The sequence below is a fragment of the Streptomyces sp. NPDC041796 genome (genome assembly GCF_055590785.1).
This window is the reverse complement of sequence record NZ_JBVJAH010000022.1, coordinates 92,141-105,685: the sequence shown is the minus strand read 5'-3', so window position 1 is coordinate 105,685 and position 13,545 is coordinate 92,141. Positions and strand designations below refer to the sequence as shown.

At 74.0% G+C, this 13,545-nt stretch carries 14 protein-coding genes; 7 read left to right on the top strand and 7 right to left on the bottom strand.

Annotated features, from left to right (window positions below; genetic code table 11):
- The 3 genes from ACZ6C1_RS32495 to ACZ6C1_RS32485 all read left to right on the top strand — a co-directional run.
- The coding region (locus ACZ6C1_RS32495) for a hypothetical protein (RefSeq protein WP_469245927.1) at positions 1-301 on the top strand (301 nt) is incomplete at its 5' end.
- Positions 302-500: 199 nt separating this feature from the next.
- Positions 501-2,147, top strand: a complete 1,647-nt coding sequence (locus ACZ6C1_RS32490) for an ABC transporter ATP-binding protein (protein WP_469245925.1) — start codon at positions 501-503, stop codon at positions 2,145-2,147.
- Positions 2,144-3,958, top strand: a complete 1,815-nt coding sequence (locus ACZ6C1_RS32485) for an ATP-binding cassette domain-containing protein (RefSeq protein WP_469245924.1) — start codon at positions 2,144-2,146, stop codon at positions 3,956-3,958. Before ACZ6C1_RS32490 ends, ACZ6C1_RS32485 begins: the two co-directional genes overlap by 4 nt.
- A gap of 13 nt (positions 3,959-3,971) precedes the next feature.
- Here the strand turns inward: ACZ6C1_RS32485 and ACZ6C1_RS32480 are convergent, their stop codons facing one another.
- A complete protein-coding gene (locus ACZ6C1_RS32480; protein WP_469245922.1) occupies positions 3,972-4,580 on the bottom strand; it encodes a response regulator transcription factor in 609 nt (202 codons plus the stop codon).
- 295 nt (positions 4,581-4,875) lie between these two features.
- On the opposite strand from ACZ6C1_RS32480, the gene ACZ6C1_RS32475 reads away from it, so the two are divergent.
- From ACZ6C1_RS32475 to ACZ6C1_RS32465, 3 genes are all read left to right on the top strand, one after another.
- Positions 4,876-5,346 (top strand): DUF6098 family protein, encoded by a 471-nt coding sequence (locus tag ACZ6C1_RS32475; protein WP_469245920.1) that lies wholly within the window; start codon positions 4,876-4,878, stop codon positions 5,344-5,346.
- Between the two features lie 183 nt (positions 5,347-5,529).
- The gene (locus tag ACZ6C1_RS32470; protein WP_469245919.1) at positions 5,530-6,843 is read left to right on the top strand and encodes an APC family permease; all 1,314 of its coding nucleotides are present in this window, start codon (positions 5,530-5,532) and stop codon (positions 6,841-6,843) included.
- Between the two features lie 440 nt (positions 6,844-7,283).
- The gene (locus ACZ6C1_RS32465) at positions 7,284-7,664 is read left to right on the top strand and encodes an SSI family serine proteinase inhibitor (RefSeq protein WP_469245917.1); all 381 of its coding nucleotides are present in this window, start codon (positions 7,284-7,286) and stop codon (positions 7,662-7,664) included.
- Between the two features lie 10 nt (positions 7,665-7,674).
- On the opposite strand, the gene ACZ6C1_RS32460 is transcribed toward ACZ6C1_RS32465, so the two are convergent.
- The 5 genes from ACZ6C1_RS32460 to ACZ6C1_RS32440 all read right to left on the bottom strand — a co-directional run bounded on the left by ACZ6C1_RS32460 (position 7,675) and on the right by ACZ6C1_RS32440 (position 12,145).
- Positions 7,675-7,833 carry a hypothetical protein gene (locus tag ACZ6C1_RS32460; protein WP_469245915.1) on the bottom strand — a complete coding sequence of 53 codons (159 nt, stop codon included), beginning with the start codon at positions 7,831-7,833 and terminating at the stop codon, positions 7,675-7,677.
- Positions 7,834-7,890: 57 nt separating this feature from the next.
- Positions 7,891-8,853, bottom strand: coding sequence for a cytochrome c oxidase assembly protein (locus ACZ6C1_RS32455; protein WP_469245913.1), 963 nt, complete (start codon positions 8,851-8,853; stop codon positions 7,891-7,893).
- Positions 8,854-8,975: 122 nt separating this feature from the next.
- Entirely contained in the window at positions 8,976-10,001 is a 1,026-nt protein-coding gene (locus ACZ6C1_RS32450; protein WP_469245911.1) for a 6-phosphofructokinase, read from the bottom strand.
- Positions 10,002-10,158: 157 nt separating this feature from the next.
- Positions 10,159-10,887, bottom strand: coding sequence for a type 1 glutamine amidotransferase (locus ACZ6C1_RS32445; RefSeq protein WP_469245910.1), 729 nt, complete (start codon positions 10,885-10,887; stop codon positions 10,159-10,161).
- A 19-nt stretch (positions 10,888-10,906) separates the two neighbouring features.
- Positions 10,907-12,145, bottom strand: a complete 1,239-nt coding sequence (locus ACZ6C1_RS32440) for a MurT ligase domain-containing protein (RefSeq protein WP_469245908.1) — start codon at positions 12,143-12,145, stop codon at positions 10,907-10,909.
- Between the two features lie 114 nt (positions 12,146-12,259).
- Here ACZ6C1_RS32440 and def point away from each other — a divergent pair, with 114 nt between their 5' ends.
- A complete protein-coding gene (gene def, locus ACZ6C1_RS32435; protein WP_469245906.1) occupies positions 12,260-12,805 on the top strand; it encodes a peptide deformylase in 546 nt (181 codons plus the stop codon).
- Between the two features lie 49 nt (positions 12,806-12,854).
- Here def and ACZ6C1_RS32430 read toward each other — a convergent pair whose 3' ends face one another.
- Complete coding sequence (locus ACZ6C1_RS32430) at positions 12,855-13,508, bottom strand: TetR/AcrR family transcriptional regulator (RefSeq protein WP_469245904.1); 654 nt, start codon at positions 13,506-13,508, stop codon at positions 12,855-12,857.
- Positions 13,509-13,545 lie beyond the last annotated feature (37 nt).

Sequence of the window (13,545 nt, the reverse complement as noted above, 5' to 3'; positions counted from 1 at the left end):
GCGGCTCCGCACCCGCGGCTCCCGCACCGCGGCGGACCTCCGGCCCCGCGAGCGGCTCCGCACCCGCGGCTCCCGCACCGCGGCGGACCTCCGGCCCCGCGAGCGGCTCCGCACCGGCGGCTCCCGCACCGCGGCGGACCTCCGGCCCCGCGAGCGGCTCCGCACCCGCGGCTCCCGCACCGCGGCGGACCTCCGGCCCCGCGAGCGGCTCCGCACCCGCGGCTCCCGCACCGCGGCGGACCTCCGGCTCCACGAGCGGCTCCGCACCCGCGGGAGGGCCCGGCCGGGGAGCGCCCGGTGAGGGCGGGGGCGCGCTGGGGTCCGGCGCTGGGCAGGGGGTCCAGTGCCCGGAGGGAACCCGGTTCGGGGAGGCGACCAAGTCAACGGGCGGCTCCCGACCCGGCTGCGGAGCGCCCGGTGACGCCGGGGGCGGGGGAGAGGACCGGCGGGGGACCGACCGGGTCCTGTGGGGCGCCGCCCGGCACAGCGGAGGCCGTGCCGTGGCCATCCTGTTCTGCTCCGTGGGCGCCGCGCTCGCCGCCCTGGCCGAGCCGGCCGTCCTCGGCCGCAGCCTCGACCTGCTGCTCGCCCGGTCGGCCGACGCGCCACGCTGGGTCGCCCTGTGCGCCGCGCTGATCGCGGCCGAGGTGGCCCTCGACGCGCTCGTGGCCCTGCTCGCCGGCACCACCAACGCCCGGTCCACCGCCTGGCTCCGCCACCACGCTCTCGGCCGCCTGCTCGCCGCCTCCCCGCACCACGCGGCGGCCCGCTTCGCGCCCGGTGACCTCGCCACCCGGCTGACCGCCAACGCCACCGAGGCAGGCACGGTCCCGGCCACCGCCGCGGGCGCGTTCGCCACGATCCTGCCGCCCCTGGGGGCGCTCGTCGCGCTGCTCCTCATCGACCTGTGGACCGCGGCCGCCTTCCTCGCGGGCGTCCCGCTGCTCGTCCTGCTGCTGAGGGCCTTCGCCCTCAGTTCCTCCGCCACCGTCTCCCGCTACCAGCGCGTGCAGTCCGGCATGGCGGACCGCCTCGTCGAGGCACTGTCCGGCGCCCGCACGATCGCCGCCGCGAAGACCACCGCGCGCGAGGAACGCCGCATCCTCGCCACGCTGCCCGAACTCACCGCCGAAGGACGGACGATGTGGCTCGTCCACGGCCGCGCGGTCGCCCGGAGCAGCGTGCTCATGCCCCTCCTGGTGACCGTCGTCCTCGCCGTCGGCGGGGCCAGGCTCGCCACCGGCGCCCTGAGTGTGGGCGAGTTGGTGGCGGCCTCGCGGTACGCGGCTCTCGCCGCCGGTGTCGGCTCGGTGGCCGCGGCCCTCGGCGCCCTGGTCCGAGGCCGGACCGCGGCCCGCCGCACCGGCGAGCTCCTTGCCCTCCCCGCGATACCGCACGGCCCGGAGACCCTGCCCGCCGACGGCACGGGCACCCTCGAACTGCGCGGTGTCACCCTCGTACGCGACGGGGTCACCGTGCTGCACGGCATCGACCTGCGGGTGCCCGGCGGGGCGACCGCCGCCGTGGTCGGCCGGTCGGGCGCCGGCAAGTCCCTGCTCGCCGCCGTCGCGGGCCGGCTCGTCGACCCCGACGAGGGCGAGGTCCTGCTCGACGGCATGCCCCTGGACCGCGTGGGGCCCCGGCAGTTGCGCCGCGAGGTGGGGTACGCCTTCAGCCGGCCCGCGCTCTTCGGGACGACCGTCGGCGACACCATCGCCTTCGGCGCCGACCCGCCCCCGGTGAGCGCCGTGCGGTCCGCCGCCCGTGCGGCCGGGGCGGACGGCTTCGTCACACGGCTGCCCGAGGGATACGACACGCCCCTCGGCGACGCGCCGCTCTCCGGCGGTGAGCTCCAACGCCTCGGACTGGCCAGGGCGTTCGCCCACGCGGGACGGCTGCTGATCCTCGACGACGCCATGTCCGGGCTGGACACCGTCACCCAGCGGCAGGTCGAGCGGGCGCTGGCCCACGACGTCCGGCCGGGCACCCGGCTCGTCGTCGCCCACCGGCTCTCCTCGGCCGCCGGGGCGGACCTCGTCGTATGGCTGGACGACGGCCGGGTACGCGCCGTCGGGCCGCACCGGACGCTGTGGCGGGACCCGGCGTACCGGGCCGTCTTCGCCGCCACGGGCGCGGGGGACCCATGACGGCGCGCCGGGTCCTCCCCGAGGGGCGCCGTTTCCTGCTGCGGAGGAAGCGCGACGTGCTGCGCCTCGCCGCCTGGTCCCTGCTGGAGTCCGCCCACACCTTCCTCGGCGGGTACGGAGTCGCCCGCGCGCTGGACGACGGGTTCCTCGCCGGGCGCACCGGAGTGGGCCTGGCGTGGCTGGCCGTGGCCGCCGCCGGGGCCCTGTTGGGTGGGCTGGCCGTACGCGGCGTGTTCGCCGGGCTCGCGGGGCTGGTGGAGCCGTTGCGGGACGGGCTGGTCCGCCGGGCCGTGTCGCAGGCTCTGGCGACGGCGGTGGCGGACCCGGCCCGCGCCGAGGGGCCGGGCGGCAGCGCGGCCGTCTCCCGCCTCACCCACCAGACCGAGATCGCCCGTGACAGCTTCGCGGGACTGGTGCTGACCACCCGTTCCTTCGTCTTCACCGCCGTCGGCGCGCTGCTCGGCATGGCATCCCTGGAACCCCTGCTGACCCTGGTCGTCCTTCCGCCGCTCCTGGTCGGACTGGCGTTGTTCCTCGCCACCCTCGCTCCCATGGCCGCCGTGCAGCGCGCGTTCCTCGACGCCGACGAGGCACTGTCGGCCCGTGTCGGCGCGGTCGGCGCCGGGCTGCGGGACGTGGTGGCGTGCGGAGGCGAGCGGCACGTCGCCGACGAGGTCGGGCGGCTGGTCGACGCCGAGGCCCGGCTCTCCCGCCACCTGGCCCGCTGGGCGGCCGTCCGCACGCTCGCCCTGGGTGCGGCGGGCCGCCTCCCGGTGGTCGCGCTGCTGCTGGCCACCCCCTGGCTGCTGGGTCACGGGGTCACCGCGGGCGCGCTGCTCGGCGCCCTCACCTACCTCGTACAGGCGCTGCTGCCGGCCCTGGACGCGCTGATGACCGCGCTCGGGGCGGCCGGGACGCGGCTGCTGGTGGTCCTGGAACGCTTCACCGGCGAGTCCGGCGAGTCCGGCGAGTCCGGCGAGTCCGGCGAGTCCAGCGAGTCCCGCGAGTCCGGCGAGACGTGTCAGGACCGTGAGTCCCATGAGGACCTGGCGCGCCGCCCGCGGTCCCCGGAGTCGCAGACCCCGGAATCGCAGTCCCCGAAGTCGCCGTCCCTCCTCCGCCGGGCCCACCCGCCCGCCGCCGAGCTGCGGGGCGTCACCTTCGCCTACGGTCCCGGGGCTCGGCCGGTGCTGGACGGCCTCGACCTGGTGGTGGAACCGGGGGAGCACCTCGCGGTCGTGGGCCCGAGCGGCATCGGCAAGTCCACCCTGACCGCCCTCCTCGCCGGTCTCGTGCACCCGACCGGCGGCACGGTCACCGTGTCCGGCCCGCCCGCGCTCCTGCCCCAGCAGGCGTACGTCTTCACCGGCACCGTCCTCGACAACCTCCGCTACCTCCGCCCCGACGCCACCCCGGCGCAGGTCGAGCGCGCGGTGGACGCGCTCGGGCTGGCTCCCCTCGTCCAACGCCTCGGCGGCCCGGACGCGGTGATCGATCCGAGCAGGCTGTCGCACGGCGAGCGGCAGATGCTGGCGCTCGGCCGCGCCCACCTCTCCGCCGCCCCGCTCCTCCTCCTGGACGAGGCGACGTGCCACCTCGACCCCGACACCGAGGAACACGCCGAACGCGCCCTCGCCGCCCGGCCCGGCGCCCTCGTCGTCGTCGCCCACCGCATCTCGTCCGCCGTGCGGGCCGACCGGGTCCTGGTCCTGGACGGCGACCGGGCCCAGTGCGCCCCGCACGGCGAGCTGCTGGCGCGCTCCTGCCTCTACCGGGACCTCGTCGGGCTGTGGCACCCGGACGCGGCCTGACCCGGAAGGCTCCCTACACCCACCCGGCGCCCTGCGAGATACGGATCGCGTCGATCCGGTTGCGTGCGCCGACCTTCCGGGTGGCGGACGCCATGTAGTTGCGTACCGTCCCGTTCGACAGGTGCAGGCCCCGCGCTATCTCCGCGATCGACTCGCCCTCGGCCGCCCGCGCCAGCACGCTCAACTCCCGTGCCGTCAAGGGCATTCTGGACGCCTCCAGGAAGCCGAAGGCGAGCGACTCGTCCACGAACCGCTCGCCCTCGGCGACCTTGCGGATGCCCCGCACCAACCGGTGTGGGGAACCGTGCTTGTCCACGTAGCCCAGCGCCCGTGCCTCGAACGCCCGGCGCAGGGCTCCCGGCCGCCCCGCCGACGCCAGCACCAGGAGCGCCGTACGCGCGCCCAGCATCCCCCGGTCCGTCTCCGGCCCGCCGTCCAGCAGGGCCGCCGCGCCCGGACAGTCGAGGTCCACCACGCACACATCCGGCCGTAACGACTCGGCGTGCCTGGTCGCGGTGCGCCAACCGGCCGAGAACACATCGAACGCCCCCTCCGATTTCAGCAGCGCCACCAGCGCCGACCTCAGCAGACTGACGCTGTGCAGGACAAGCACCCTGGTCACGTCCCATCCCCTCCCTGTCGTCCGCCCGGTGATCACGCCGGGCATCCGTATGGTCACCCATGCGGCTTCCCCGGGCTGCCCGGCTGGAACATTTCCCCGGGGTACGCGCGGGGCGCGCGCCCGGCGCACACATACGCCCCCCGCGCTGCGGTGCGCGTACGCGTGCGCCCTTGGTGGGCCCGCCCTTGGTGGATGTGACGCCCGGGACGGGGCGGTCACGTGGTGGTAAACGGCGCGTCGCCCGAGAATGGCTGGGTATGCGGTGGTCCTCCGCGCGACGAGGAGGGTGGAACCCATGACGTACACGACCGACCGGTCCGCTGTCCCCGACGGGGAGACCGAGCTGCCCACCGTGAGCTCCCTCCGCGAGCTCGGCGAGCTGGTGGAGCGCCGGGGGCCGCTCTACGTCCGCTGGTCGCGAGGCCCTGGCCACGACCTGGGCGCGACCCGAAGCGTCGACGAGCTCACGGGGATCCCGATGCCGGGGCTGTCCGCCAACCCGCTCCAGGTCGAGTCGTGGTGGGGCGACCGCTCCCTGCGGCTGTGGGTGGCGCGCCGCCTGTACGACTACTGCCATCTGCGCCGCGTCCGGGACGGCGACGTACGCCCCTGGACCCTCCGTGGCCGCGAGGTGGGCCGCGGCCCGGACAACGAGCCGCTGGTGTGCGACATCGAGCCGGTCAGCTGGATCGATCTCGCCGTGATCGAGGAGGCGGAGGCGGAGGTGGCCGGCCAGCGCCGCCCGTGGGGCCCCATGCGCCGCTGACCCTCCGCACCGCCGCCGGGCCGCCCCGCCGCCCGGCCGGTGACAACGGCCCGTGCCGTGACCACCGTCCCGTGCCCCGACCGCCTTCGTCCCGTGCTCCGACCACCGTCCCGGCCCCGACCACCGTCCCGGCAGTGACCGACGTCCCGGCTGGCGCCGGGCATCCGGGGAAGACGGGGTTCCATGTCCACAGCGAACGATCAGCCGCTCAAGCGGGCCCTCACCACGCCCCTGCTCTACTTCTTCATCCTCGGCGACGTCCTCGGCGCCGGCGTGTACGTCCTGATCGGCCAGGTCGCCGCCGACGCCGGAGGCGCCGTATGGGTACCGCTCGCCGCCGCCCTCGCGCTCGCCCTGCTCACGGCCGCCTCCTACGCGGAACTCGCCACCAAATACCCCCGCGCCGGTGGTGCCTCCCACTACGCCACCCGCGCCTACGGCCCGTTCGCCGGGTTCCTCGCGGGCTTCTGCATGCTCGCCGCCGGGATCGTCTCGGTGGGCGCGCTCGCCCGGGGCTTCGCCGGTGACTACCTGACCGCGTTCGTCACCGTGCCGGTCGCCCTGGTCACCGTCCTGTTCCTGGCCGCCCTCGCCCTGCTGAACGCCCGGGGCATCCGCGAGTCCACCCGCGCCAACGTGATCGCCACGGTCGTGGAGCTGGGCGGCCTCGCGCTCGTCGTCGTGCTGGGCGCCTGGCTGCTGCTCCGGGGCGACGGCGATCCCGGCCGCCTCACCCGGCTCGGTACGGCCGAGCACGGTGCGGCCTCCGCCGTACTGAGCGGCGCGGTCCTGGCGTACTACTCCTTCGTCGGCTTCGAGACATCCGTCAATGTCGCCGAGGAGACGCGCGACCCCCGGCGCTCCTACCCGCGCGCCCTCTTCGGCGCGCTCATCACGGCGGGTGCCGTGTACGTCCTCGTCGGCCTGGCCGCCTCCGCCGCCGTACCGACCGGCACACTGGCGAAGTCCAGCGGGCCGCTGCTGGAAGTGGTGAAGGCGGCGGGCGGCGTGCCGGTGTGGCTGTTCAGCGCGATCGCGCTGGTCGCCGTCGCCAACGGCGCCCTGCTGACCGGCATCATGTCCTCCCGGCTCGCCTACGGCATGGCCAGGGACGGCCTGCTCCCCGCCGCCCTGACGAAGGTGCTGCCCGGCCGCGGCACACCGTGGGCCGCGATCGCCGTCACGACGGCCCTGTCGATGCTGCTGGCCCTCACCGGCAGTGTCGCCACCCTCGCCTCCACCCTGGTGCTGCTGCTCCTGGTGGTGTTCTTCATGGTCAACACCGCCGCGCTCGTGCTGCGCCGCGACCCGGGCGCGGTGCCCGGCCATTTCCGGGCCCCGGCCGTGGTTCCGGTGCTGGGCGCCGCCTCCTGCGTCCTGCTCGCCACCCGGGTCGAGCCGGAGGTCTGGCTGCGCGGGCTGATGGTGCTCGGTGTCGGCCTGGTACTCGCGGCGGTGGCCGCCGCCCGGCGCGGCACGGAGCGGGCGCCCGTGTGACGCGGTGCGGGGCGTTGCGCGGGTGGCACGTGCGGGGACGTGGGGTCGGTCCGGCCGCCACGGCGCGCGGGCTGGGCCTCCTCGGGCCGGACGCCACGGCGGGTTGGGGCCTCGGGCCGGACGCCACTGGGCGTGGGGGTGGCCCAGGTCCGGACGCCACGGCGGCTGGGGTGGCCCAGGGCCGGCCGTCACGGCGCGTGGGCTGGGCCTCCTCGGGCCGGCCGTCACGGCGCGTGGGCTGGGCCTCCTCGGGCCGGCCGTCACGGCGCGTGGGCTGGCCCTCTCGGGCCGGACGCCACAGCGCGTGGGCCATGCGCGGGACGTCACGGCGTGGCGGCTTTGCCGCAGGGAGGGGCGGATGTGCTCTGGCCCTGCGCGTTCCCGCACCCAGGACCCCGGGAGCCTGCGCGTTCCCGCACCAGGAGCCCCGGGAGTACGAGATGTCCCTCAGAGCCACCGTCGCCGCGGCCGTCCTCCTCGCCCTCGTGCCGGCCGCCCCCGGCCACGCCGACCCGCGGGACCACGGCCTCCTCCTGACCGTCTCGGGCGGCGACGAGAGCTGGATCCGGGGCGTCCGGCTGCACTGCTCGCCCCGGCCGCGCGGCTACCATCCGCACGCCGAGGCCGCCTGCGCGGCCCTCGACACGGCGCGCGGGAACCTCGACCGGCTGCGCGGCGACCAGCACCCGTGCACGAAGAGGTTCGACCCGGTCACCGCCCGTGCCACGGGCGAGTGGCGCGGGCTGCGGCTCGACTGGCGCGGGACCTACCCGAACGCGTGCGTGCTGGACACCGAGACGGGTCCGCTCTTCCGGTTCTGAGCAGCCTGGATCACGTGTCGCGCGTGGCGGCCATCCCGATCGTCACCAGCCCGAGCACCACCCAGCCGAACCACAGCCAGCCGTTGCTGCCGAGCGCCACCGTGTACGCCGTCGTCATCACCAGCGCCCCGATGGTGACGCCACTCATCGTCTTCGTGGAACCGGACATGCGCGTCCTCCTCATGGCGGCCGTACCGCCATGGTCCCCCCTGAGGAGCCCCGGCCGCTACCGTCCGCGCGCCTGCAACGAGGCCAGGTAGGCGTTGTACGCGGCCAGCTCCTTGTCGCCGTCCCGGTCGGCCGCCCGGTCCTTGCGGACCGCCTGGCGCTGCTCGGACCGGTACCACTGGTACACCAGCGCGATCAGCACCAGCACGGACGGGATCTCACTGAACGCCCAGGCGATGCCGCCCGCCGCGTTCTGGTCGGCGAGGGCGTCGATGCCGAGGGAGGCCGGGGGATTCTCGTACGCCTTGACCATCGGCTCCGTCGCCATCATCAGCGCGATGCCGAAGAAGGCGTGGAACGGCATGCCCGCGAACAGCTCCAGCATCCGCATCACGTAGCCGGGCCGGTGCGGGCCCGGGTCCACGCCCATGATCGGCCAGAAGAAGACCAGGCCGACCGCGAGGAAGTGCACCATCATCGCGATGTGCCCCGGCTTGGAACCCATCAGGAAGTCGAACAGCGGCGTGAAGTACAGGCCGTACAGGCTCGCGATGAACAGCGGGATGGTGAACACCGGGTGCGTGACGATCCGCATGTAACGGCTGTGCAGCAGCGCCAGCAGCAGCTCGCGCGGCCCCTTGGCGCCGCGCCGCGACGCGACCGGAAGGGCGCGCAGCGCCAGCGTCACCGGCGCGCCGAGCAGCAGGAGGATCGGCGAGAGCATGCTGATGACCATGTGCTGGACCATGTGCACGCTGAACATGACCATGCCGTAGTCGTTCAGCTTGGTGCACATCACCAGCGCCACGGTCAGGACCCCGACGACGAAGAAGACCGTCCGTCCGACCGGCCAGGCGTCACCGCGCCGGCGCAGCCGGGCCACGCCCCACCCGTACAGGCCGAGGGCGAGCAGACAGCCGACGAGGAAGAAGCTGTCCGGTGAGAACGCGAGGGCCCGCCCCAGGGTGAACGGCGGCAGATCCATGGGCATGTCGTGCATACCGTGCCCGCTGTGATCCATCCGCCGGCTCCTGATTCGTTTCGTGCTGGGTTGTCCGCTTGCGGGGTCCAGACTAGAACCGCCCCCGATCGCGGCTGCGACCGGGGGCGGATCGTTCTGTGCGAAACGAAGATCCAGAGGTTCTAGAGGACCGTCTCGGCCTCGTCGTACCGCTCCGACGGCACCGTCTTCAGCGTCTCCACGGCCTCGGCCAGGGGCACCATCACGATGTCCGTGCCGCGCAGCGCGGTCAGCATGCCGAACTCGCCCCGGTGCGCGGCCTCCACCGCGTGCCAGCCGAACCGCGTCGCCAGCACCCGGTCGTACGCGGTCGGCGTCCCGCCCCGCTGGACGTGCCCGAGGATCACCGCGCGGGCCTCCTTGCCGAGCCGGTGCTCCAGCTCGCCGGCCAGCTGCTGGGCCACCCCGGCGAACCGCTCGTGCCCGTAGATGTCCTTGCCGCCCTCGTTGAACTCCATGGTGCCCGCGCGCGGCTTGGCGCCCTCCGCCACCACCACGATCGCGAACTTCTTGCCCGCCTCGAAGCGCGCCCCGACCCGGGCGGTCAGCTCGTCGATGTCGAAGGGGCGCTCGGGGACGACGATCGCGTGCGCACCGGCGGCCATGCCGGAGTGCAACGCGATCCAGCCGGTGTGGCGGCCCATGACCTCGACGATCAGCACGCGCTGGTGCGACTCGGCGGTCGTCTTGAGCCGGTCCAGAGCCTCCGTGGCGACCCCGACGGCGGTGTCGAACCCGAAGGTGACGTCGGTCGAGGCGATGTCGTTGTCGATGGTCTTGGGCACGCCGACGATCGGCAGTCCGGCCTGGGAGAGCAGGTTGGCGGCCTTGAGCGTGCCCTCGCCGCCGATCGGGATGATCGCGTCGAGACCGAGGTCGGCGACGTGTCCCTTGGCGCGCTCGACGCCGTCGACGAGGTGCGCCGGCTGGACGCGGGAGGAGCCGAGGATGGTGCCGCCGCGGGCGAGGATGCCGGCCACGGCGTCCAGGTCGAGCTTGCGGTAGTCGGCCTCGAGGAGGCCCTTCCAGCCGTCGTGGAAACCGATGACCTCGTCGCCGTGGTCGACGACGGCGCGGTGCACGACGGAACGGATGACGGCGTTCAGACCGGGGCAGTCGCCGCCGGAGGTGAGCACACCAATGCGCATAGCCCGAAATACCTTTGCAACGTGGGCCGACTCCCGGACCACGTCGTCCGGTTGGATCCCCGCCACCCTACCGGCGTTGGGTGACGGGGCCGAAACGAGCGTCCGACTACTGGACGGTAGTCGTACGAACTGACAAGACCTGGGGACCGATGGTCCGTCAGGAGGGCTGCGAGGCCGCCGCGATGCGCTCCGCGCGCAGTGCCTCGTACCACCGGTCGTCGGTCGGGGGTAGCGCGTTCACGTCAAGGGCCAGCTTCAGCAGAAGGTCCGCGATCTGCGGATTGCGCGCCATGACCGGTCCGTGCATGTATGTCCCGAAAACGGTGTCGTTGTACGCACCTTCGGTGCCGTCTCCGGTGCCGTTGCCGTTGCCGAACACCGTCCGGGCGAACGGACGGGCCGTCGGACCGAGGTGGGTGACGCCCTGGTGGTTCTCGAAACCGGTCAGCTGCGGCAGGCCCAGGCGCGGGTCGATGTCCGCCAGCACGTCACCGACGCACCGGGCACCCTCGCCACGCGTCGAGATCACGTCGATCAGGCCGAGGCCCGGTTCCCGCTCCCCGAGGTCGTTGATGAACTCGTGGCCCAGGATCTGGTAGCCGGCGCACACCGAGAAGATGATCGCGCCGTTCTCGGCGGCCCGGTTCAGACCGCCGTCGCGGCGCAGCCGCTCGGCCGCCAGCCGCTGCGGCCGGTCCTCACCGCCACCGATCAGGTAGATGTCACCGGACGTCGGGATCGGCTGGTCGCTGCGCACGTCCACCCGCTGCACGTCCAGGCCGCGCTGGCGGGCGCGCCGCTCCACCACGAGGGCGTTGCCCTGGTCTCCGTACGTACTGAGCAGGTCCGGGTAGACCCACACGAGACGCAGACTGCTGTCGCTCATGCTCATGTCCTTAGAGGGGTCAGTTGCCGACGCGGCGGCGGACGTCCTGGAACGCGGTGTAATTGGCGATCAGCTCGATCCGCCCGGGCGGGGACAGCTGCACCGCCTCGTCCACGGTCTCGCACACCCGGAAGTCCAGGCCCGCCACTTCGAGCCGCACCGCGAGGTCCAGCCGCCGGTCGCCGATGACCACGATCGGGTGCCCGGCCAGCCGCGTGTAGTCCACGTCCCACAGCCAGGAGGTGTCCGTGCCGTCCGCCCCACGGGCGTTCACCGACAGGATGACCGGCGTCGGCGGCGGGTCGATCAGCGAAAACGTTTCGAGCCAGCCCGCCGGGTTCTTCGCCAGCAGCAGCCGCAGGTCGCGGCCCTGGAACGACACCACGTCGTACCGGCCGGCCACCGCCTGCACCTGGTACATGCGCTCCAGCGCCACCTGCGGCGGTACGCCGAACACGGCCGCGACGGCGGCTGAGGTGGCGGCGTTCGCCCGGTTGGCGCGGCCCGGCAGCTGGAGGTGGATCGGCCAGGCCGAACCGTGCGGGTCCAGTACGTGGTCGCCGCTCAGCGCCCAGCTCGGGGCGGGCCGGCGGAAGCCGCACTCGCCGCAGAACCAGTCGTCGCCGGGGCGCTGCATCACACCGCCGCAGGCGGGGCAGGACCAGGCGTCGTCCTTCCACTCCTGACCGGCCGCCACCCACACGACATTGGGGGAGGAGGACGCGGCCCAGACGACGAGGGGGTCGTCGGCGTTGGCGATGACGACCGCCTTCGAGCCGGACAGGCCCTCGCGCCACTTCTCGGCGAGCATCCGCGTCTCGGCGGCACGGTCGAGCTGGTCGCGCGAGAGGTTGAGCAGCGCGATCGCCTTGGGCGCCACGTCCCGCGCGACACCGGCGAGGTACTTCTCGTCGACCTCGATCACGCCGTACTTGGCGTCCGAGCCGCCCGCGAGGGCGGAGGTGATGCCTGCCGGCATGTTCGCGCCGAGCGCGTTCGAGACGACCGGGCCGCTGGCCCGCAGCGCCTCGGCGATCAGCCGGGTGGTGGTGGTCTTGCCGTTGGTCGCCGACACCAGGACGACGTCCAGGTGCTGCGCGAGCCGCCCCAGCAGTTCGGGGTCGAGCTTGAGCGCCACCCGGCCGCCGATCACCGATCCGCTGCCGCGTCCCGCGGCGCGTGACACCGCCGCTGCGGCCTTTCCTGCCGTCACGGCCAGCTTGGCGCGCGGCGACAGCGGCTCCGTGTTGCCTGCCATCGTCCTTGTTCCTCCTAGCGTGGGTCCGGGCTCAGCCTATCGAGATACGGCCGGGCGCCCGAACCGCGCCACCTGCTGAAACCCTCCGGCCTGGTGGAACGTACGCTGGACGCCATGCGAAACCGGCCGATCCCCGGCAGTTCCGGCCATGTACGAGCCATGTCACTGCTCGGCGACCCGGTCCTGCACACCCCTTGTGAGCCCGTCAGCGACTTCGGCCCGTCCCTGTCCCGGCTCATCGAGGACATGTTCGCCACGATGTACGCGGCCGAGGGCGTCGGTCTCGCCGCCAACCAGATCGGTGTGGCCTCGCGGGTCTTCGTCTACGACTGCCCCGACGACGAGGACGTCCGCCACCTCGGCCACATCGTCAACCCGCGCCTGGTGGAGGCCGACGGGGTGACCGTGCGCGGCCCGGAGGGCTGCTTGTCCCTGCCCGGCCTGGAGGCGGGTACGGAACGGTTCGACCGCGCGGTGGTGGAGGGCGTGGACCTGCTGGGCGCGCCGGTGCGCGTCGAGGGTACGGGCTTCTTCGCCCGCTGCCTCCAGCACGAGTGCGACCACCTGGACGGCACGGTCTACACCGACCGCCTCACCGGCTGGCGCCGCGCCAAGGCCCTCCGCGCGGCGCGCCGGGCGAAGTGGGCCGCCCGCTCCTGACGGTCGTGCCCGACGCCCGCTCCTGACGCCCGCCCCCGAATGCCGGGGGTCAGAACCCCGGGCCGTCCGTCCTGTCGTCGACCTGCTCCAGGCGGCCCCAGAGCAGGTCCGCCAGGCCTCGTACCAACTCTTCCCGTGTACAAGGGCGTTCGCCGAGCCACCAGTCGCCGGCGGCGTGCATCATGCCGACGATGCCGTGCCCCCACACGCGGGCCATCACCTCGCTGTTCGGCCCGAGGTCGACGCGCTCGGCGATCACCCGCGCGAGCTCCTCGCCCATGCGCCGCAGCACGGGCGCCGAGTGGCGTCCTATGTCGAAACCCTGCTCCGACTGCTGGCCGGTTCCGGTCTCCTCCGACGGGTGCATCAGGAACCGGTACACCTGAGGCCGTGCCTCGATGGCGGCCAGGTAGGTGTCGAGCGTCGCCTCCACCCGCCGGCGCCGGTCGGCGGGGGCGTCGAGCGCCGACTGCAGCGCGGACAGCAGGGCGTCGGTGTGGCGCTTCGCGAGGGCCCGGTACAGGCCGCCCTTGTCGCCGAAGTGGCGGTACAGGATCGGCTTGGTGATGCCGGCCTCGGCGGCGATGGCGTTCATCGACGCCTGTGGCCCGTCCCGGAGGACCACGCGGTCCGCGGCCTCGAGCAGTTCGCGTCGCCGCTGGTCGGCCGACCGCTGCTGGTCGGTCCGGTGTGTGGTCTCCATAGCGTGTCTCTCCCCGCCCGTGCGATGTCCCAAAGAC

Coding starts and splice junctions, on each gene's coding strand:
- ACZ6C1_RS32485 (WP_469245924.1), top strand. CDS start 2,144: ATGACGGCGCGCCGGGTCCTCCCCGAGGGGCGCCGTTTCCTGCTGCGG.
- ACZ6C1_RS32455 (WP_469245913.1), bottom strand. CDS start 8,853: ATGGATCACAGCGGGCACGGTATGCACGACATGCCCATGGATCTGCCG.
- ACZ6C1_RS32470 (WP_469245919.1), top strand. CDS start 5,530: ATGTCCACAGCGAACGATCAGCCGCTCAAGCGGGCCCTCACCACGCCC.
- ACZ6C1_RS32430 (WP_469245904.1), bottom strand. CDS start 13,508: ATGGAGACCACACACCGGACCGACCAGCAGCGGTCGGCCGACCAGCGG.
- ACZ6C1_RS32475 (WP_469245920.1), top strand. CDS start 4,876: ATGACGTACACGACCGACCGGTCCGCTGTCCCCGACGGGGAGACCGAG.
- def (WP_469245906.1), top strand. CDS start 12,260: ATGCGAAACCGGCCGATCCCCGGCAGTTCCGGCCATGTACGAGCCATG.
- ACZ6C1_RS32450 (WP_469245911.1), bottom strand. CDS start 10,001: ATGCGCATTGGTGTGCTCACCTCCGGCGGCGACTGCCCCGGTCTGAAC.
- ACZ6C1_RS32465 (WP_469245917.1), top strand. CDS start 7,284: ATGTCCCTCAGAGCCACCGTCGCCGCGGCCGTCCTCCTCGCCCTCGTG.
- ACZ6C1_RS32460 (WP_469245915.1), bottom strand. CDS start 7,833: ATGTCCGGTTCCACGAAGACGATGAGTGGCGTCACCATCGGGGCGCTG.
- ACZ6C1_RS32440 (WP_469245908.1), bottom strand. CDS start 12,145: ATGGCAGGCAACACGGAGCCGCTGTCGCCGCGCGCCAAGCTGGCCGTG.
- ACZ6C1_RS32445 (WP_469245910.1), bottom strand. CDS start 10,887: ATGAGCGACAGCAGTCTGCGTCTCGTGTGGGTCTACCCGGACCTGCTC.